Source organism: Mangrovimonas sp. sgz306409, assembly GCF_059735265.1.
Genome location: NZ_JCAPEU010000003.1, coordinates 386755 through 407717 on the forward strand (window position 1 = coordinate 386755; position 20963 = coordinate 407717).

At 37.8% G+C, this 20963-nt stretch carries 18 protein-coding genes; 8 read left to right on the plus strand and 10 right to left on the minus strand.

Annotated features, from left to right (window positions below):
* Positions 1–30: 30 nt before the first annotated feature.
* Complete coding sequence (locus tag AC6I5C_RS07440; protein ID WP_497904617.1) at positions 31–1767, plus strand: TonB-dependent receptor domain-containing protein; 1737 nt, start codon at positions 31–33, stop codon at positions 1765–1767.
* Between the two features lie 77 nt (positions 1768–1844).
* On the opposite strand, the gene AC6I5C_RS07445 is transcribed toward AC6I5C_RS07440, so the two are convergent.
* Entirely contained in the window at positions 1845–2054 is a 210-nt protein-coding gene (locus AC6I5C_RS07445) for a putative signal transducing protein (protein ID WP_497904618.1), read from the minus strand.
* A gap of 3 nt (positions 2055–2057) precedes the next feature.
* Entirely contained in the window at positions 2058–4691 is a 2634-nt protein-coding gene (locus AC6I5C_RS07450; protein WP_497904619.1) for a mechanosensitive ion channel family protein, read from the minus strand.
* Positions 4692–4919: 228 nt separating this feature from the next.
* Between AC6I5C_RS07450 and AC6I5C_RS07455 the strand changes: the two genes are divergently transcribed.
* Both AC6I5C_RS07455 and AC6I5C_RS07460 read left to right on the plus strand, forming a co-directional pair.
* Positions 4920–5558 (plus strand): hypothetical protein, encoded by a 639-nt coding sequence (locus AC6I5C_RS07455; RefSeq protein WP_497904620.1) that lies wholly within the window; start codon positions 4920–4922, stop codon positions 5556–5558.
* A 6-nt stretch (positions 5559–5564) separates the two neighbouring features.
* Positions 5565–6209, plus strand: a complete 645-nt coding sequence (locus AC6I5C_RS07460; RefSeq protein WP_497904621.1) for a hypothetical protein — start codon at positions 5565–5567, stop codon at positions 6207–6209.
* A gap of 26 nt (positions 6210–6235) precedes the next feature.
* Here the strand turns inward: AC6I5C_RS07460 and AC6I5C_RS07465 are convergent, their stop codons facing one another.
* Both AC6I5C_RS07465 and AC6I5C_RS07470 read right to left on the minus strand, forming a co-directional pair.
* Positions 6236–6829, minus strand: a complete 594-nt coding sequence (locus AC6I5C_RS07465; protein ID WP_497904622.1) for an FMN-binding negative transcriptional regulator — start codon at positions 6827–6829, stop codon at positions 6236–6238.
* 6 nt (positions 6830–6835) lie between these two features.
* A complete protein-coding gene (locus AC6I5C_RS07470; RefSeq protein ID WP_497904623.1) occupies positions 6836–7285 on the minus strand; it encodes a DUF1569 domain-containing protein in 450 nt (149 codons plus the stop codon).
* A gap of 133 nt (positions 7286–7418) precedes the next feature.
* On the opposite strand from AC6I5C_RS07470, the gene radC reads away from it, so the two are divergent.
* The 4 genes from radC (at position 7419) to AC6I5C_RS07490 (ending at position 11028) form a co-directional block, all read left to right on the plus strand.
* Positions 7419–8117 (plus strand): RadC family protein, encoded by a 699-nt coding sequence (gene radC, locus AC6I5C_RS07475; protein WP_053975759.1) that lies wholly within the window; start codon positions 7419–7421, stop codon positions 8115–8117.
* Between the two features lie 90 nt (positions 8118–8207).
* Positions 8208–9512 carry a polysaccharide deacetylase family protein gene (locus tag AC6I5C_RS07480; RefSeq protein ID WP_497904624.1) on the plus strand — a complete coding sequence of 435 codons (1305 nt, stop codon included), beginning with the start codon at positions 8208–8210 and terminating at the stop codon, positions 9510–9512.
* Positions 9499–10188: a YjjG family noncanonical pyrimidine nucleotidase gene (locus AC6I5C_RS07485; RefSeq protein ID WP_497904625.1), complete on the plus strand. Its 690-nt coding sequence runs from the start codon at positions 9499–9501 to the stop codon at positions 10186–10188. Before AC6I5C_RS07480 ends, AC6I5C_RS07485 begins: the two co-directional genes overlap by 14 nt.
* A gap of 39 nt (positions 10189–10227) precedes the next feature.
* The gene (locus AC6I5C_RS07490; RefSeq protein ID WP_497904626.1) at positions 10228–11028 is read left to right on the plus strand and encodes a hypothetical protein; all 801 of its coding nucleotides are present in this window, start codon (positions 10228–10230) and stop codon (positions 11026–11028) included.
* On the opposite strand, the gene AC6I5C_RS07495 is transcribed toward AC6I5C_RS07490, so the two are convergent.
* Positions 11025–12305: a replication-associated recombination protein A gene (locus tag AC6I5C_RS07495; protein ID WP_497904627.1), complete on the minus strand. Its 1281-nt coding sequence runs from the start codon at positions 12303–12305 to the stop codon at positions 11025–11027. The genes AC6I5C_RS07490 and AC6I5C_RS07495 overlap by 4 nt on opposite strands.
* Positions 12306–12447: 142 nt before the next feature.
* On the opposite strand from AC6I5C_RS07495, the gene AC6I5C_RS07500 reads away from it, so the two are divergent.
* The gene (locus AC6I5C_RS07500) at positions 12448–13209 is read left to right on the plus strand and encodes a rhomboid family intramembrane serine protease (protein WP_497904628.1); all 762 of its coding nucleotides are present in this window, start codon (positions 12448–12450) and stop codon (positions 13207–13209) included.
* Here the strand turns inward: AC6I5C_RS07500 and rlmB are convergent.
* From rlmB to AC6I5C_RS07525, 5 genes are all read right to left on the minus strand, one after another.
* On the minus strand, positions 13206–13940 hold the full coding sequence (gene rlmB, locus AC6I5C_RS07505; protein WP_497904629.1) for a 23S rRNA (guanosine(2251)-2'-O)-methyltransferase RlmB: 735 nt from the start codon (positions 13938–13940) through the stop codon (positions 13206–13208). The two genes, AC6I5C_RS07500 and rlmB, sit on opposite strands and share 4 nt — an antisense overlap.
* 137 nt (positions 13941–14077) lie before the next feature.
* On the minus strand, positions 14078–15304 hold the full coding sequence (locus AC6I5C_RS07510; protein WP_497904630.1) for a hypothetical protein: 1227 nt from the start codon (positions 15302–15304) through the stop codon (positions 14078–14080).
* Between the two features lie 13 nt (positions 15305–15317).
* Positions 15318–16241 (minus strand): hypothetical protein, encoded by a 924-nt coding sequence (locus AC6I5C_RS07515; protein ID WP_497904631.1) that lies wholly within the window; start codon positions 16239–16241, stop codon positions 15318–15320.
* Between the two features lie 20 nt (positions 16242–16261).
* Entirely contained in the window at positions 16262–17710 is a 1449-nt protein-coding gene (locus tag AC6I5C_RS07520; RefSeq protein ID WP_497904632.1) for a SusD/RagB family nutrient-binding outer membrane lipoprotein, read from the minus strand.
* 10 nt (positions 17711–17720) lie between these two features.
* Positions 17721–20873 carry a SusC/RagA family TonB-linked outer membrane protein gene (locus AC6I5C_RS07525; protein WP_497904633.1) on the minus strand — a complete coding sequence of 1051 codons (3153 nt, stop codon included), beginning with the start codon at positions 20871–20873 and terminating at the stop codon, positions 17721–17723.
* Between the last annotated feature and the right edge of the window lie 90 nt (positions 20874–20963).

Sequence of the window (20963 nt, forward strand, 5' to 3'; positions counted from 1 at the left end):
TTTTTTCCTCAAAACAAATAATAGATATTCATGTTCAAGCAATTTAAATATATAGTACTTACGGCCTTTACGGGAACTGTATGTCAAACCTATGCGCAGGAGCGCAAACAAACCAATGATACCATCGACACCCAAGTGGTAACTGTGGTAAAACCATATACACCTACTATTTCCGATGCGTTTAAAATAAAGGAAGAACCTACTTTGGATGATAAAACCACGGCAACTAAAAAGGAAGTGAAATACAATATTTTCTCCATTCCGGTGGCCTCCACGTTTACGCCTGCCAAAGGGAAAGCAGAAGCTGTGGCCAAGACGAAATCTGTAAAGTTGTACGATAACTATGCCTCTTTAGGATTGGGGACCTACACGACCATTTTAGGGGAAGTGTATTTGAATCATAAATTGAGCAATACCGAAACGGTTGGCGGGTATTTTAGTCACCATTCGTCTCAAGGAGGCATCGATGGTTTGCTTTTGGATGACAAATTTTCAAATACTAACCTTCATGCCAATTTTACCCAAAGACAGCGCAATTATACTTGGCGTGTTGATGGAGGAGGAAAATTCCTTACCTATAATTGGTATGGATTGCCGCAACCGTATTTTGATGGAACTACCGCCAACGATTTAAATGTGAAGCATGCGTTTTATAATGCCAATGTAGGAGGTAAGATTACTTTTGATGATGCCATAGCAGAGGAGGCTAGTTTGCGTTTTAGGCATTTTGGGGATGATCAAGGTTCAAGTGAAAACCGTTTGCTGGTAAAGGGAACTTTTGGTATTCCTTTAATGGACGAAACCATTAAAACAGAAGTAACCGTGGATTATTTGGGAGGTTCTTTTGAAAGAAACTATTACTCCGAGGATAAATTGGAATACGGTAATTTCAATGTTGGATTGGCGCCTAGCTATCAGTTGGTGCAGGATGATTTAACCCTTAATTTAGGAATTGGATTGGTGTATTTAAACAATACAAAAGATGGCGATAACAAGCTGTATATCTATCCAAATATAACGGGATCTTACCGTTTGGTAGATGAGTTGATGATTGCATTTGGAGGCATTGAAGGTCGTTTAATACAAAATACCTATGAGGATTTTGCAATGGAAAATCTATTTGTGTCACCAACCTTATTGGTGGTACCAACAGACCAGCAGTACAATGCTACTTTAGGTGTGAAAGGTAAATTGACCAATACCATTGGGTATAGCGTTAGTGGAAATTATACAGCCGATAGAAATAAAGCGCTTTTCAAGGCGAATAGTGTATTGGGAGAAGCCACTGAAGATTACCAATACGGAAACTCTTTTGGAGTTGTCTATGACGATGTCAAGACCTTTTCTTTTGAAGGAGAGCTTAGCGTAGACATCAATAGAAATTTTAATCTTGGAGCAAAGGCAGCATATTTTATGTATAATACGAATAATCAAGACGAGGCATGGAACCTTCCAGAACTTAAGGCCTCTTTGTTTGCGGATTATCAAATTACCGAACAATGGTTTGCTGGTGCTAGTTTGTTCTATGTAGGGGAGCGTAAAGATGTGTTCTTTGAAGAGGGTACTTTGATCTTACCAATTGAAGAAACCAGAACGCTTGATGGTTATTTTGATGTTAACTTACATGCTGGTTATAGAGTGAACGAAAAACTATCTATTTTCCTTAAAGGGAATAACTTGTTCAACCAGGATTACGAACGTTGGATGAATTACCCTGTTCAAGGCTTACAGATTCTTGGAGGAGCAACTTACCAGTTCGATTTTTAGATAACCTTTTTGTTGAATAATATTTTTTGAAGCTTCAAACCAAGCGTAAAACCTTGGATTGGAGCTTCACTTTTTTTTTATTCCTCAAGCTGAAGTTCCTCAATTAGGGATTGGGCTTTTTCAGCATCGGTTTCATCAACTGAAATTTCAATATTTCCGAAAAGATTGGCATAAGAGGTATCTCTCTTATCAATTTCGGTAAAGGAAATATCGTTGTCGGCTAACAAATTTTTTATTGCCATGGCTTTAACATCCGATTTTGCTGAATATACAGTAACTTGTTTCATGATTTATTGGGTTTCTTGGTTGTCATTGTTTGGTTCTTGATCATCGTTTGCTTCACTTTCTTTTTTCTCAACTTCTACATCGTGCCCTGGATCTCTGTGCTCAATGGGGATTACCACTTTAGGAATCTCAGTGTCGTCCATATTGGCTTCGGCATCTGGTGGATCATGAGGTGGTGGCGTTTTATAATTGGAAACAATTTCGGGAATATTTTTTACATGGATGTCACGCTGTGGGAACGGAATTTCGATGTCTGCTTCTTTGAATTGGTTATAGATTTCAATAGAGACATCACTTTTGGCCTGTAACGAAACTTCATAATGTACCCAAAAACGAAGTGTGAAGTTGAGAGAGTTGTCTCCAAAGTCTACAAATAAGGCTTGTGGTGGTGGATTTTTAAGGGTGTCTTCATAGTTGATTGCGGCATCATATAAAATTTTAAGTACTTCATTGGGATCGGAACTATAAGAGGTGCCAACCAATATTTCGACACGTTTGGTATTGTTGGAAAGCGTCCAGTTGATGAGGTCGTTTGAAATTAGGTTGTTGTTGGGTACAATCACTTCGGCGCCATCAAAAGTAGTAATGGTAGAAGACCTCACTCCAATTCGATTTACGGTTCCCAAGAGGTTGTCCACTTCAACAGTATCGCCTTGTAAAATGGGTCGTTCGAAGACCAAAATCAATCCAGATACAAAATTGGATATAACGGTTTGTAAACCAAAACCAATACCTAAGCCCAACGCCCCAGCCATAAGGTTAAATTTGCTTAAATCGATACCAAGGGAAGATAGGGCTAAGATCAATCCGAAGCCAATAATCAGGTATCTTATTACCAGAGATATGGCAGCAGGAATTCCTTTAGGAAGTTTAAACACTCTTAAAATTCCTTGATCATCATTAATAAGAAATGATATGATTCGGGTGAGCGCAAAAGAGATGAATAATACTAATAGAAATGATAGGACTTCATTTGGGGTGAATGACAAATTTCCAAACTTATAGGGTTCACTGGAGGTGTCTGTAAAATAAGTTAGGATAGGGGTTAATTGGTCTATCATACTAAGAAAGACCAATCCCCAAATGATAATGACAGTTACTCTATTGAACTTGAGTACTTTCTTTTCTGTTTGCAGTTTTAACTCTGGATCGAAGGATGGTTGTACACTAAAATGCCTATGGATGATACTCAAGAAAATGGAATTGGAAATAATCAATAGGGAATAAAACAAAATGATGAATACCCCACTTCGGGTACTGATTTTTAAAGTTAAATCGGTTAAATTGATATATCCAAGTATATTGGCGAGTATGGAGATGCCACACAGAACGTAAATCAATGGAGTGAATCTTAATAGGAATTTCCCAAAAGTTTCCATTTTCATTTTTAGGGTTTCTCTGTAAGGATGGGTAAAGGAAAATATCACGACCATAACCAAAACCGCTTCTATGAATGTATATAGTCTATATTGTTCCGCATTGAACCAGACATAGGTTTTAACCGAGTCGAACACATAAAAGAATATGGCAAAGTAGATAAGCTTTTTAAAGCGCTTATACATTAAAGGTCTAACCAATGCAATGGCCGAGAATAAAGAGCATAGTGTAAAGATGTCCAAAACCAATTTTGGGGCTGGTACAAAATAAAACCTGGCCAACAGAAAGGTAAGGAAGAAAATAGTTGCTACATAATGTTCCGTGAGAACATCTTTAGCATGTTGTAAATATGCATTCTCGTCTGTGAAAGGGTAAGTTGAAAAAGCCTTTTTTAAGTAGAGCACAAGAAGTGTGATCAAGGCTACCAAAAATAAAAAGAGCGGAAGGGATCTTTTAAGGTTTTTTACAAAATCGAAGGAGCCTAGTGTACTCTTTTTAACTGCATCAATATTATTGGTTCCGGAGCGCTCCCAAATATTACTGAAGGACGTTTTCCAAACAGGTGCGAGGCGTTGATAGAACAAATTGTAAACATCTGAATCTTTCAAAGAGGTCAGTTCTTCAATGACTTCATCAATTTCATTTAATTCTACATTAATCCTGGCTTCCATACTCAAAAAGTCATTATTGTTTTTCAGAATGATATCTTTGAGTTTTATAACGCTATCCCTAATGGCTACAATATTGTTTAAAATTTCGGGAGGTGCATTTTCTTCAAGAGCATTGTCATAGGTTAAATTCCAAGTAGTTTCAGCCGGTTCAATAGTTTCGTAAAGTCTAGAGTTGCGTTCTTCAAATTCGTTAATTTCAGACTGCCAGATTCCCAGATACTCACCATAGCCTTCCCATTTAATGATGAGATTGACTATTTTTTCACGGTTCGGATCGGCTTTGATAAATTTGTTAACCTCCTCCTTCTGGATTTTTAAAAACTCCTCATAAATGGGGAACATCGAATCTATTTCTGTAATCTTTCTGTCCTTGTTGATTTTTTTATTGATGCTCGAAATCTCCTTGTTGGTAACTTCTATCCCTTCGATTATATGGGTAAGCGGAATGACCTTTGGCGTTTTTGTCTTTATGGAATCTGATATAACATTGGGGATTTCCGTATCCAAAATCTGTCCAATGGTAAGGATAGGAAATGTAAGCAGCGCAAGAAATACAATAGTTTTATATATGTGCGAGGAAATTTTAAACATAAATATTGGCCATGGACTTACATAGCTAATATACTATTTTATTCCCTTAAAAAATATTTAGTTTATTGAAAATGAATGGTGTAGTTGGTTGTTTTGTAGTGTTGGATAAGAAATTTTAAGATTCAATAATATTGTAGGAATTATTGCGTTAAATGAATTGTAAATCATAAAATCACAAGCATAGAGTACAACTACGTTTTTTAATTAATCAATTTTAACCAATCAATTATGAAACGTATTCTTTTCTGTTTATGCTTTTGGGCGTTATTTCTTGCCTGTGACTCGAACGACGATGAATCCTCCAATCAATCCTCCAATTTTTATGCTTTGAAAGTTGGAAACTCTTGGGTTTATAAACACTATCGATATAGTTCTTCTCTAGACGAGTATTTAGGGACAAGTGTTGTAGACTCTGTAAGTATTGTGGGTAAGGAGCAAGTTTATGGTAATACATATTACAAATTTAGAACTTTTACAACAGGCAATGACTCTGGTAGCACTCTTTATAATGCCAATGGAGAACATTTTGAGTTGTTGCGGGACTATGAAGGAACTCTTTTACGGGATGATGGTTTTGTGAAATTTATAAACAATGATTATTCAGAGCGATTGCTTTCGGAATCGAATTATGGATCAATTTACGAACGCTTGGTGGAAGGAACCACGGAACTCACGGTTGAAGCAGGAACATTCACATGTATAAACTCTGAAATATATTTTATTTCTCCTTCAGGACAGCAATATCCAGCAGTAGATCGTCATTACTATGCAGACGGCGTGGGATTGGTTTATAAAACAGTGTCATGGGTGAGTCAGCCCATCCCATATATTATTAGAAGATTGGATTCTTATAAAATTAAAAATTAATAGTTTATGAAAATGAAAGCAACAGCATTCGCAATAGCGGTAATATTCCTTTTAGTGTCTTGTAGTTCGAGTGACGATTCCGGTCCTTCGCCTGAAGACTATTATGCATTAAAAGTTGGGAATTCTTGGGTCTATAAGAATTTTAAGTATAATACAACATCTCAAGCATATGAAGATACTGGTATTATAGATTCTGTATCCATAGTTGGTACAAAGCATATTTATGGGGACTCTTATTTTGAGTTTAGAACAAAGACTACGGGAAATGATGCAGAGATAACTTACTGTAATCCCAACGGAGAGCACTTTGAATATTTAAGGGCTTATAAAGGCTCGCTTATAGACCAGGATAACAGTATCAAATTTGTAAACAACAATTTTGATGAAATTCTGGTTAGGGAATTGGAAGGTTTTGGTTCCTATTATATTCAAGTTGATGAAAACCCTGTTATGGTTGATGTAGAATCAGGAAGTTTTGAATGTTTGAAAATGGAGTATTATTTGAAATATGATGAAGATGAAACTATGTATACGGGTAAAGTTAACTATTACTATGCCGAAGGAATAGGCTTGGTAAAGGATACTCCATCACATGTAGCGTTAGACATTCCTGCAATAGAAAGACGATTGGTTTCCTTTCATTTGGAATAATTTAAATCATTTTTTGAAAAGGGCATTCACTTAAAGAGTCTCCCCAAAAACTCTTGAATGCTCTTTTGGTTTTCAGTGATAAGGGCTTCTTTGGCCTGTTCAAATTCTTGATGAGGTTTGTCCTGCGAAAGTTTGAATTTGCCCTCCCAATGGGTAATGTCTATTTCAAAGCCACTTACGTAGTTGATAAGTTGCTCCATTCTTGGATTGTCCTGTTCCAAAATGTATTTATGGTCTGGAGCTTCTAAAAAATGGGTCATGGCTACCATGGAGTCCTTGATGGCATTTGCATCTGAAATTTCAATGGCATTTCCTTGAACATGCACAAAAATATAATTCCATGTTGGCAGTTGTTCCGACTCAAAATTACTGGGAGAAATGTATGCTTGAGGTCCAGAAAATATAGCAGTAACCGGTTGGTTGTTTTTTAGAAGTTCGGCTTGTGGATTTTGTTTGTCCAAATGGCCAATGAGTTTACCCTCTTTATAGACCAATGGGATATGAGTAACTACTGGGCGGTTGTTCTCTACAGAAATTACCGTCGCCAAGGGATATGCTTTTATAACTTCAAGCAAATGAGATAAAGAGCTGTCCTGATATGTTTTTGGAGGATAGGCCATAAACCGTTATACTCCAAATTGTGTAAAGTGATGATCTAAATGTTTATACTGCATCATTCCCCACTGCTCGGGAGTAAAGGATCCAAAATAAGGATGTACTGGCCAGGTCTTTTGGTCTTTTTTAGCTTGGAATTCGTTGATGAGGTCTATCAGTTCTTTTTTGGAATTGCCGAAATTGGTGTCTTTGGTAATTTTGTATTCCTTGGTGGTAGGTAAGCCTTTTTTCCAAGGTTTGTCATCATAAAGGGAAGTTCTGAAAAATGACAACATAAACTTCATCATAAAATTCGGTTTTTCCAATTCAAGCTTCCCCAACGACACTTTTAAAGGACCACAACAGTGAGCAAACATTTTGGAGGCATTCATCTCTCCCCAAAGTGGAATACTGTTTTCTTGAATGTTTTCTATTCGTTCTAGAAGCTCATTGTGTGCTGAAGTGGCAAAAAGGGATTTCATAATTAGGTTTAAATGGTATCGGGTAAATTTACAATAAAAAGGATTTCAAAGAATGTCAGGCAAAATTTAATATGCCTAAAAGTTTGATTTACTTTATGTAAATTTAAGGAACACTAACCCTTAAGTTTTATTTATGCAGAATAACCAGCCATCATTCTCCATTAAAAATTGGTCACAAGACGACCAGCCCCGAGAAAAATTACGAGACAAAGGAAAGTCGGTATTGAGCGATGCTGAATTGCTTGCTATTTTAATAGGATCAGGAAGTAGAAGTGAAAGTGCTGTGGAACTCTGTAAACGTATTTTGGCAAGTGTAGATAACAATCTGAATGACCTTGGAAAATTGAGTATTACTCAGCTTATGGAGTTCAAAGGGATTGGTGAGGCCAAAGCAATTAGCATTGTTGCGGCTATGGAATTGGGGAGAAGACGTAGAGGGGAGGAAGCCTTGGAAAAACAAAAAATACTCTCCAGTGCTTCGGTGTTTGAACTTATGCAGCCCATTGTGGGTGAGTTGCCCCATGAAGAGTTTTGGATACTTTATCTCAACAATTCAAATAAGGTAATTCAGAAAAATTTGTTGAGCAAAGGCGGGATTACAGGAACTCTTGTTGATGTGCGATTGGTTTTGAAAACAGCGCTCCAAGTGGGAGCTACAGGACTTATTTTAGTTCACAATCACCCTTCTGGAACTTTAGTGGCTAGTGAAGCCGATAAACAAATCACCCAAAAATTAAAACAGGCAAGTTCTAGTTTGGATATAAAAGTGTTGGATCATTTAATCATTACCGAAAGAGCTTATTTTAGTTTCGCCGATGACGGCATCCTGTGAAATTAAATTTATAGGGAGATGCTATCGGTGGACTTTCGGAATTTCTTATTTTTGATTGACAACACTGGTTGAGGCCTTCCAATACTATCTATGCTATTAGTCTATACCCATAAAATAACCCCGCGTTTAACTTATACTTTCAAGCATATCTGCACTAGGATTTTGGGAATTCCTGTTGGGTTTACTACTACTATTGAAGAGTTTATTGCCCATGAGGACATTAAAATGTCGTATACCAAACAACCTTTGGGCAATGAAATTTTTATAAGAAGTCATGAGCTGTTGTTTGAGCAGGGGCTGAGCGATGTGGAAATTAACGTGATGGAGTGGGAAGATACCAAATGCTTTTTTACCACGAGTGAAAAAAGTAGTTTGCCCTTTGATATTTTTTCGGCTGCATTTTATCTGCTTTGTCGTTATGAGGAATATATGCCTCACGTTAAAGATTCTTACGGGAGGTTTGTGGCCAAGGAAAGTCTGGCCTATAAAAATGGGTTTCTCAATCAACCAGTTATCGATATTTGGGCCTATAAATTCAAGGCTGTCATTCAGGAGCAATTTGAGACGTTTCAATTTCCTGAAAAGAAGTATAAGGTACAACCTGTGATAGATGTGCCAATGGCCTATTACTACAAACAAAAAGGGTTGTTGAGGACTATTGGAGGAACGATGAGTGATTTGTTTCGCTTTAAATTGAAAAGTCTCTATACCCGTTTTTTGGTGATTTTTGGGTTTCAAAGAGATCCTTACGATAATTTTAAATGGATCATTAACCGCCAAAAACAGTTTAAGGATAAATTCATGGTGTTTTTCTTGATTGGTGATTTTTCTACTTATGATAAGAATATCAATGTGAACAAGAAAAAGTTTGTGGCTCTCATCAAATCGGTGGCGGATTATTGTAAGGTAGGGCTTAAGGTTTCTTATTTTGCTTTGGATAACAAGGACGTTTTGAAGAAGGAAAAGGCCAAAATGGAAGCCATCACCAACTATAATTTGGAAGCATCTCGTAATTCGTTTTCAAAAATCAATCTGCCAGAAACTTACAGAAGTTTGATTGAATTGGAAGTGACGCAGGATTTTACCATGGGTTATATTAACGAATTGGGTTTTAGGGCAAGTACCTGTACGCCATTTCAGTTTTACGATTTGGATTATGAAATCCAAACGCCTCTGCAGATTAATTCCTTTCATTTTATTGATTTTGCACTGTTAAAAAAGCAGTCTCTTTTAGATAAAAAGGAAGAATTACAGCGGTTGATAAAGAGTGTGCAAAAAGTAAACGGTACCTTTACGCCCATTTTCCATAACTATACGTTTAGTGAGAATGATAGATGGAAAGGATTTAGGGAATTGTTTAATATTGTTTTGGATTCTGTAAATGAAGCTTCATAAAATCAAGCACGTATTTTTTGATTTGGATCATACCCTTTGGGATTTTGACCGAAACTCTGCATTGACCTTTGAAAAAATCTTCCAAATCCATGGGATACAAGCCCCGTTGGATAGGTTTTTGGATGTTTATAATGTAGTGAACCATAACTACTGGAAACTCTACAGGCATGAAAAAGTCGACAAGGAAAAGTTGCGCTACGGTAGGTTGCGTGACACCTTTGATAGCATAGAATTTGAAGCATCGGATGAGCTTATTTTGCAACTTTCACTAGACTATATCACCTATTTAACCACGTTCAATCACGTGTACGAAGGGGCTTTGGAAATTTTGGATTATTTAAGGCCGAACTATGAGCTTCATATCATTACCAATGGTTTTAAGGAAGCCCAAAACAAAAAGATGGATGGTTCCAAAATGGGCCATTTTTTCAAAACTATGACCAATGCCGAAGTGGTGGGAGTGAAGAAGCCCAATCCCGAAATCTTTAAGTTCGCACTAAACGAAGCCAATGCCAAGCCTGAAGAGAGCATTATGGTAGGGGATAGTTTAGAAGCGGACGTACAAGGCGCCATGGAAGTTGGATTGGACGCCATTTTTTTTAACTGCCGGAATGAAGAGGTAGAAGAATCTGTAAAACAAGTAACACATCTTATTCAATTAAAAAATTATCTTTAGACTTAATAAGTAACTTTATAATTCAAAAAAAGAAATACAATGAATTTTTATAAACGTCTTTTATTACTGGTATCTATCAACTTGTTTGCGGTTGGAAGCTTTGCACAAGATGCTGTAAACAATTATAAATATGTTATCATTCCAACGACATATGAATTTCTAAAAGCACACGATGAATATCAATTAAATTCCTTGACCAAATTCCTATTCAACAAATATGGTTTTACTGCTTTTTTCAATAATGAAACACTTCCTGCGGATTTACACTCCAACAGATGTTTGGCTATGTATGCCAATGTTACTCAAATAAAAGGTGGCGTATTTAAAACCAAATTGCAAATAGATTTAAAAAATTGTGATGGAAAAGTAATTCAGTCATCCAAAGTAGGGGAGTCAAGGGAAAAGGAATACGACAAGGCATATACCATGGCCTTGAGAGATGCTTTTGAAACTTTTCAATATATGGACTACGTTTATGAGCCAGTGTCAGGTGTTAGCCAACCGATTACGACTTTAACGGAAACGACTCCAGCTGTTACAAATACTCCAAAGGAAACTACTCCTGTTGTAACAACATCGGCTTCGGTGAGTAATACAATAAAATCTACTCCTTCAACAGTAAGTGAAACAGAAACCTTGTATGCGCAGGCTTTGGATAAAGGGTATCAATTGGTAGATAGAACTCCAAAGGTTGTGATGGTTCTTTTGGAAACTTCCAAAACGGATGTATTTGTGGTAAAAGGTAGCGATGCTATCGTATACAAAGAAAATGGTACTTGGTACTATTCCCATAACAATGGCGCATCGGTAAGTTCAAAAACCTTAAACATTAAGTTTTAATAGCCGTACTTGTCTTTCCAACGCTGTTTTAAAAACTCACGTTGCGATTGTTCCCTTGCATTGTTTCCTGGTTCGTAGAGCCTTGTATTTTTAATTTCGTCCGGTAGAAATTCCTGAGGAGCGAAGTTGTTCTCGTAACTATGTGCATACTTGTAATCTTCACCATAACCTAGCTCCTTCATGAGTTTCGTGGGGGCATTTCTTATGCTCAATGGCACAGATAAATCTCCCGTTTGTCTTACCAATTGCTGCGCTTTACCTATAGCTTGGTAGGATGCATTGCTTTTTGGAGAGGTGGCCAAATAAATGGCACACTGACTTAAAATTATGCGGGATTCTGGATAGCCAATTGAGGAAACAGCTTGAAAAGAATTATTGGCAATGACGAGGGCAGTGGGGTTGGCATTGCCAATATCTTCACTGGCTAAAATAAGAAGTCGACGTGCAATGAATTTAACATCCTCTCCCCCTTCAATCATTCGAGCCAACCAATATACGGCAGCATTGGGATCGCTTCCCCTTATGGATTTTATAAAGGCAGAAATAATATCGTAATGTTGTTCGCCGGTTTTGTCATAACGAACCGTATTGTTCTGCACTTTTTTAAACACATCGTCATTGGTAATGACAATATCCTGGTCTTCTCCAAAGGAAGAGACTATAAGCTCAAAAATATTGAGAAGCTTACGTCCATCACCCCCCGAAAGTCTAATCAAAGCCTCGGTTTCCTTTAATTGAATGTTCTTTGTAGATAGGATGTCATCTTCTTGGATAGCTCTGTTGAGAAGCGCTTCCAAATCTTCTTTACTGAAGGAATTCAATACATAAACCTGACAGCGAGAAATAAGTGCAGGAATCACTTCAAAACTCGGGTTTTCCGTGGTAGCGCCAATAAGAGTTACCCAACCTTTTTCTACAGCTTGTAACAGGGAATCTTGTTGCGATTTACTAAACCTGTGGATCTCATCAATAAACAAGATTGGATTTTTGGTAGTAAACAAACCCCCACTTTGCTTGGTCTTTTCAATAACATCTCTCACATCCTTTACTCCTGAGCTAATGGCACTCAAGGTGTAAAAGGGACGCCCTGATTCATTCGCAATTATATTGGCCAAAGTGGTTTTTCCAGTGCCAGGTGGCCCCCAAAAAATCATGGATGGTATGACGCCATTTTTTAATTGTTGCGATAGAGAACCTTGTTCGCCAACCAAATGGGTTTGGCTAAGGTAATCCTTAAGGTGCTTGGGCCTGAGTCGTTCTGCTAAGGGTTCATTCATAGGGTAAAATTACAAAATTGAGAGGCAAGTTTGTAAGCTGATTGTGATTCAATTTTTCAATTTATATGAATAATAAAGATGACAATATTTCATTAAACTTATAAATGGTTAGTATTTTGACAAGAATATTCTAAATTTAAATATGGACAATTCACAACAATTTAAATATTCTACCGGCGTTGTCGCTTATCCAATTTTTATGGTGCTGGCGATTTGGATTGTATTTTGGCTTCAAGTTCGTTTTTTTCACGGTATTAAAAACTTTGGGGTGTATCCGTTAACGTTAAAGGGACTTCGAGGCGTGTTGTTCAGTCCGTTTATTCATTCCGATATCAAACATCTGTACCACAACAGTCTTCCGCTTTTGGTGTTGTCCATGTCCTTGTTCTATTTCTACCGAAAAATAGCTTGGAAAGTACTGTTATATGGAATCATACTGTCGGGATTCATTACCTGGTGTATTGGGCGACCAGCCAACCATATTGGAGCAAGTGGTTTAATATATGTTTTGGTGAGTTTTATATTCTTCAAGGGTATTTTTGCCAAGTATTATAGGTTGGTGGCACTTTCCTTTCTGGTTGTTTTTTTATACGGGAGTATGATTTGGTATGTATTCCCAGGGGAGAGGGGGATGTCCTGGGAAGGGCATCTGGCAGGTTTGATTACAGGCTTTTTGTTTGCGTTGCTATTCAGAAAGACCATTGCTAAGCCAGAACGTTATGTATGGCAGCAACCAGATTATAACGAGGATGATGACCCTTTTTTGAAACATTTTGATGAAAATGGTAATTTCATCGAACTAAAGGACGAAATAGATGAATCTGAAGAAAATAAAAACAATTTGCAACAGGAAAGTCAGGTAAAGATAGTTTACGATTTTAAAAAAAGTCCAGCCGAAGATTAACGTCTTTGGCGAATAGCTTCATATAAAAAGGCCCCACAAGCCACGGAAACATTTAGAGACTCAATTTCTCCCAAAATAGGAAGTTTAGCTTTTTCATCTACAACACTCAACACCGAAGGGTTGATACCTTTTCCTTCAGATCCCATGATAATGGCGCATGGTTCTGTAAAAGAAATATCGTAAAGGGTTTGGTCTGTTTTTTCAGTCGCAGCAATGACTTTAATTCCTGATGCTTGCATATAGAAAACAGCATCCTTAATGTGGTCAACCTTGCAAATTGGCATTTTAAAAATAGCCCCAGCACTGGTTTTTACGGTGTCACCATTTACTGGTGCGCCACCTTTCTTTTGAATAATGATTCCGGAAACGCCCGTGCATTCTGCTGTTCTCACAATGGCTCCAAAGTTGCGGACGTCACTTAATTGGTCGAGTAGGAGAAAGAGCGGTGTTTTACCAGATTCCATCACTTCCATTACCAACTCTTCCAAGTCGTAAAAAGTAATTGGTGCAATTTGGGCAATAACTCCTTGATGGTTTTTATTGGAAAGTCTATTGAGCTTTTCAACAGGAACGTAGGAGGTGTTTAAACGCTCTTTTTTTAGAAGTTGTTCCAATTCTGAAAACAAATCTCCTCGTAGTCCTTTTTGGATGAAAATCTTATCGATGTTCTCCCCAGATTTAATCGCTTCAATAACAGCTCTAATCCCAAAAATTGTAGTCTCTTTTTCCATTGCGACAAAGGTATAAAAAACAAGTTTTACAAAAATGTATTGGATAAAATAAATAGTAGAAGCAATTCATAAAAAAAAAACCACCTCTAAGAGGTGGTTTAAAGACTAACTATAATAATTGGTTAATTATTCAGAGTTTATAATTGTAGTGAGAAACCATATCCAGGATAATCCCCACAATTACCAAGACCAAAGTCTAAGACAAGGTCAATTGTACCTGCACAGGCATTTACAGTTCCAGAACCAGTTACGACTCCTTCACTACATCCGTATTGAAAGTCTTCATTGGACATAAGGGTGACATTTGCGGTTGCAGGATCAATAGTAACTATAAAGTATGCTGTATCAGGATTTTCAATATATGGATTACCATATGCTCTTATCCAAAATTCATTTTCATTTGAGCCTTCTTCAATTTCTATAGTTTCTCCTGGATCATAATCAGCCCATTCATCGGTTACAACAGTTGCTGTTCCAATGAAAGGTGCCGCCGTAACTGGGCTACTTTCTCCAATTTCCGTGATTGTGTAACTATCTCCCATTTTGGTTATTTGAGCCATGATGTAGTAAACACTGGAGCAAGAATTTCCAGTATTCATTGCACCTGCAAAACTATATTCCTCACCGTTGATAACTCCTGTTTGGTCAAAGGTCAAATGTAGATTTAAATCTACAGGAATGTCCATAGCAGAGTAATAATCCGCTACCACGTAGTAATCACCGTCAGGAGTGTCTGAAGAAATGGTGTAAGTTTCAAAGCTACCCCCATCTGCACCTCCTAATATTTCTGTGTAAGGAACATCAGTTATCAGTAAGCGTAAATCGGCTACGTCCGTAGCTCCCAATTCTGTTCCGAAATTGTCCGTAACCGTTGTTGCAGTTTCCCAAGACATTCCTATCATTAAATCACCTTCAACAAGGTTTTGGATATTGAACGTAACGACCTGCTCATTTATAGCTGAAACGTTGGATTCATTACCTGTACCGATTTTGATTGTAGCTGTTTCAGTTTCTTCAATTAAATCATCGGCATGAATGGCAATTACATCTGATACAGAAGTTGACCCCGCAGGAATTGTTACGCTATGTGGAAAAGAAAAATCCTCACCATCAGTTGCGTCCCCAGCAGTTTGCTCAAGATAAACTCTTACGTTTACAATTTGAGGTTCACTTATACTTACTGTAAAACCATAAGTTGTTTCTTCTTCAACCAAAGTTTGGTTATTAGCGAAATCCAATGCAACGCTAAGTGTTGGGTTGCTTGGTTCCATGGTGCTGTGCCCTGTTAGATCATCGTCGCTACAAGCTGTAGTAACAATAAGAGCAAAGACCATAAGATATATTTTTATAAATTTATTTTTCATGTTTTTTGATTTATTATTCTACAATTTTTTCCATGACTTGATAGAATTCTCTTGATCCAGATCCTGAAGTATAATAGCCAAAGGACATATATAGTAAATCCTCACCATTCACTTCATCTCTTACTACAATATTAGTTTCTGCCCCACATGGAACATTACTCATATCTGCTGGAGAAGATTCACAGGTAATCAACGGTTGTCCGTTTCCTGTTTGGGCATCTCCACTAGGAGTTTCGTCAGGATAGGTGATTTTGTCGTTCTCGTCAATTTGGAAGTACCACTCATTACCATTAAATGCTCCGAAGTATTCTACAACTCTGTAGGTGGTTGCATCAACAGATTCAATGGTTGTTTCTGAAGGCCAATCTGAAGTTGTATAGGTAAGTACACCAAGTCTATAGTATTCTGCTTCGATACAGCGGTAAAGTCCTGCAAAGCGCGTCCCAACAGATACTTTTGTAGTTGCAGCGCTAGCAAAAACCTCTCCAGTACTCAGGGTCGCTTCATATCGAAGGGTCCAAAAGTCCCCAATATTTAGTTCGCTATCACTTGTAGGTAATGGGCTTCCATCCAATGTCAAACCTTCTATTAAATCTTCATAAGTAAACGATGTTGAAAAAGGAGCATTGGTTCCTAATTCAGTATCTGTAATTGTAACAGAATCATATAAGATTTCATCGGTACTATTTCCAGTTGCCGAACTAGTGAAGGATTTATATATGTCGATATTTACAGTCTTGGTATTGCCTTGGTATACACTTCCAGAGGCGGTATAAGTTGCACCATTTCCCACGACATAACCTATAGCAGCATTATTAAGTGTAATTAAACCCCCAGTTGATGCTCCGCCGGTTAATTCGTCATTATCGTCGTCTACACAGGATACAACCATTGACAACGAAAACAACATTAATATTAAGAATTTTATATTTTTCATACTTGTAAGTTTATAGGTTATTATTGCCAAAATAATGAAGAAGTCAATTCGTCACCTCCAATCGAAGAGGCGGCCGCAGCATGGTTATCTCCATTAAGTGATGGTTCTGTTGTTGGGTAGTAATATCTTGAAGGAATTTGATTGATATCCCCTTCGATCGCTGGAGTGAGGACAGGAACATTTGTTCTTCTCCATTCTGTCCAAGCTTCAAACCCTTGTCCAAAAAGTGCTAACCACTTTTCTTCACCAATTTTTTCACGTGCATCATTTTGATTGGCAAAACCTAAACCTTCTTGTCCAATGTATGAGGAAGGACTAATGCCATGAAATTCGTAACTCGCTTCGATACCGGTGTAATAGTAATTCAAGGCAGCATCTAGACCTCCAGAAATATAGCCTTCATTTGCAGCTTCTGCCATTAAGAAACTAAGTTCCGAAAAAGACATTAATACTCCCGGTAATTCAGGATTTAAATAGAAATCTCCAAGTCCAGAAATGTTGGCATATGTATAACCTAAACCTTCGTTAGGTAAAGCGGTAAGGTCTCCATAGCCTGCTGGTTTCCCTCTGTATGCTCCATCAGATTCTGCTGGGGCAACATATAGGGGTAAACGATCATCATTTAAGGTTGTCATTCTATCTACAACAAGAGAATTTACTTTATACTCCAATCTAGATCCAAAATCAATCAATTCGTAGATTGGGTTGGCATCAGGTTGTGTTGCTGTGTAGTTAACCTGGGCGTCATCTGCATTTGATGACATAAGGTAACCTCCATTTACAAGTGCCTGTAATTCTGAACTAACATCTTGTGTGGATGAAATCCTCATCAAAGCTCTGAATTTTAAAGAGTTGGCCAGTTTTCTCCATTTCGTCACATCTCCTCCGTAGAATAAATCAGAAGAAGCAACTATTTCTCCGGAACCATTAGCTAGCATAGAAGCAGCTTCGGTGTACATATCTATGATTCCATTGTAAATTGTAGCTTCATCATCATAAACGGGCTTCAGGATAGTTGGGTTCATTGCTTCAGTAAATGGAATAGGTCCAAATAGTTCTGTTAAAAACTGAAATCCACTAGCTTTCATGATCATTGCGGCGGCTTGAAGGTTTGTGTTGCCTTCTTCCATAGCTAACTTTTCCATAGCGTCTGCTTCGGCAATAACACTTGCAAAAGCATTATCCCAAATATTGTCAATTACAGTACGTCTTGGAATGTAACGCTCTTCCGAGTTGTATTGAACCTTTGTCCACAACTGTGCCCAAACAGCGCCCATATCACCACCAGCTCCACCTAATACACCATGCATCACATTCATGTAGACTCTTTGTGTGGTTCCTAACAATAGGTGGGCAGGAACCGCTACAGGATTATTAGGGTCTGTATTAAGCTCTTCATAATCTTTGGTGCAACCTGTAATCACGGAAAGCGTGATGAAGGTGCAAATAATGAATTTTATTTTTTTCATAATCTTTTTTTTAGAATTTTAAGTTGATGTTGAAACCAATATTTCTCGCTGATGGATACTGACCAAATTCTTGGCCCTGTTGTCCATTGGCACTACTAAATCCTGTTTCAGGATCGATGTGCGGTGCTTTCTTATACAACATCGCTAGATTTCTCCCCACAACAGAGAATTTTAATCCTTCTATAGCGGAGTTTTTGAAGAATTTCTTTGGAATCGAATACCCCAAAGTAATTTGTCTTAGTTTTACGTAGGAAGCATCGAAGATAGAACTAGATTCTACGTCGTTACTATAGGCTGCTTGGTTGAAAACTTTTGCATCTACCACTACATTGTTTGGAACGTATCCTCCGTTTCCATCTGACATAACACCATTTCCAACAACACCAGATTCTCTTCCAATCAAAGATTCTTCAAGAGTTCCTGCATATCTACCCCAAGCGTAAGTCATACTATGTACATCGCCACCAATTTTGGCATCGATCAAAGTAGAAAGGTCAAAGTTTTTAATTCTAATGGCAAAGTTTGCACCTCCAGTCCAATCTGGAGCAATGTCTCCTAAAACTTTATAGTCTTGGTCAATTACTGGAAGACCATCTTCGTAAATTACTTGACCATCTTCGGTTCTTTCAAAATCTCTACCAACCAAAACTCCATAAGGTAATCCCGGTCTTGCTTCCAAATTAAGTCCCCATTGACCGCCTAAGATATAAGTGTCCAATTCTCCAAGAGAAGTAACTTCATTTTCATTGGTGGCCCAGTTAAGGTCTATGTCGAAACTAAAATCTTCTGTTTCTATTACGGTCGCTCCAAATTGAACTTCAAATCCTTTATTGGTCATATCGGCCACATTATCCCACACATTTGTGAAACCTGTTGCCGCTGTAACCTGAATTGGTACTAAAAGGTCTTCTGATTTTTGGTCGTAGTAGGTGAATCCAAAACGTAATCTGTTTTGGAAGAACTTACCATCAATACCTACTTCCACTCCAGTAACAGTTTCAGCCTTCAAATTGGGATTCCATTGAATATCTGGAACAGAGGCTTGGTTTCCAAATGCATTATTACCTAGACTATAAATAGAGTTTAATCTATAAGGGCCTAAGGCACCTGTACTACCAACTTTTGACCAACCTCCCCTTAACTTTAAGAAGTTTACGGTGTTGCTTGTAAAATCCAATGCATCGGTAAGGACAATAGATCCACTCACGGATGGATAGAAGAAGGAATTATTCTCAACAGGTAAAATACTGGCCCAATCGTTTCTAGCCGTGAAGTCGATAAAGACAAAATTTCCAAATCCTATCTGTCCATAACCATACACACTGCTTATTTCCTGAGAACTTTGTGGGAATAAATATTGAGCACCTGTTGGGCTAACATTTGTTCCTGCCGTGGCCCCTGTTTGAAGGTTGGAAAGAGTGTAGAGGTTTGGTAATTCCAAAGCCGGAAGATAACCTGATGTCAAACTATTTTTTTGTGACATTTTATTGGCACCTAAGTTTAAAGAGAAGTTGAAATTTTCTCCCAAGTCTTTATTGATACTAACCAATAGGCTAGAGTTGATTTCTTCAAAACGTCTTTCAATCTCGTAATAAGATCCATCAGGAGCATTGTTACTACCTTTGGCTTGTCTTCTTGTTTCAAATTGATTGTAGTAATCGATACCAACTTTAGCTCCTACAGTTAACCAATCCAAAACTTCATAGCTCAAATCTACATTTCCTATTATACGGTCTTTTTCCAATGTGTTTCTGTTGGTTTCCAATACCCAATAAGGGTTGTTTTGGAAATTGTGGTTCCAGTTCAAAGGAGTACCCTCTGCTGCAGTCCCTGCCGGAGCTAAAGGGAAATTTCTCCAATCTCTTAAATCAGAGAAGTTCACTTGTCTAGCAGACCAGATGAATTGTTGGAATGGGTTTTCGTTGTTGTAACCTGTTATCGGAAGATTATCACTATCTATGTTGAAATAAGTAACCGAAGCCATTGCTGTAAAGCGTTCACCTAAATCAAGTGTTCCGTTTAAACCAAAAGTTGTCTTTTTTAATTCAGTGAACGGAACCATTCCTTTTTCATCACTGTTTCCGATGGATAGTCTTAGTTTATCGGTAGTTAAAGAAACATTGTTGCTAATGTTTATTCCTGTATCCAAGAAGTCTTTTACGTTGTCTGGGTATGATTGCCAAGGAAGTGGAGCACCTCCATATAGTTGAGAGTTCCATTGTATGAATTCCAGTCCGGAATCTAAAGCCGGCCCCCAACTTTCGTCTACACCATCGCCAACACCTCCACCAGCACCGTTAACAAACTCAAAATAGCTAGGGTCTCCACCTTGTCCATATGAGTTTTGGTAATTTGGTAGTAGTAATGGATTTGAAAAGGTTACGTTTGTGTTAATTGATATTCCAAATTTTTTGGCTCCACTGCCACTTTTTGTAGTGATGACAATTACCCCGTTACCTGCACGTAAACCATATAAAGCAGCTGCGTTAGGTCCTTTAAGGACGGTTACTGATTCAATGTCATCAGGATTAATATCAGCAGCGCCATTAGGTAAATCTACTCCTCCTCCGCTTCCTGCGTTACCAAATGACCTGTTGTCTATAGGTACACCGTCTACGACATATAGTGGTTCATTGTTACCTGTAATAGAGGAGTTACCTCTAAGTACAATACGTGAAGAGGCTCCTACACTTCCGGAAGTTCCAGTTACTTGAACTCCAGCAACTTTACCACTAATGGCATTTGATATGTTACTTTCTCGAGCTTCAGTCATACCCTCACCTTTGATACTTTGTACAGAATACCCTAGTGCTTTTTCTTCTCGTTTAATCCCTAAGGCGGTTACTACAACTTCATCAAGAACAGCCGCATCCTCCAACATAGTGATGTTAATTGTACTTGATGAGCCTACCGTGATTTCTTGGGTTTTTAGTCCGATGTATGTAAAAGTTAAAATATCACCCGATTTAGCTGTGATGGCATAGTTTCCATCAAAATCTGTTTGGGTTCCATTTGTAGTGCCTTTCACAATGATGTTAACTCCAGGAAGCGGTAGGCCGGTTTCATCCGTAACCGTTCCTGAAATTGTTTTTTCTTGTGCAAAAGTTATTTGCACAACAAACGCCAGTATTAGCGTTAGAATTCCACTAAACTTTGTTTTCATATTTAAATTAATTTGAATTAGCCTGTTCGAATATCTTAATAAAAAGTTAATAAAACAACAAACTTGCATTAAAAATTAATGAAGCCTTTT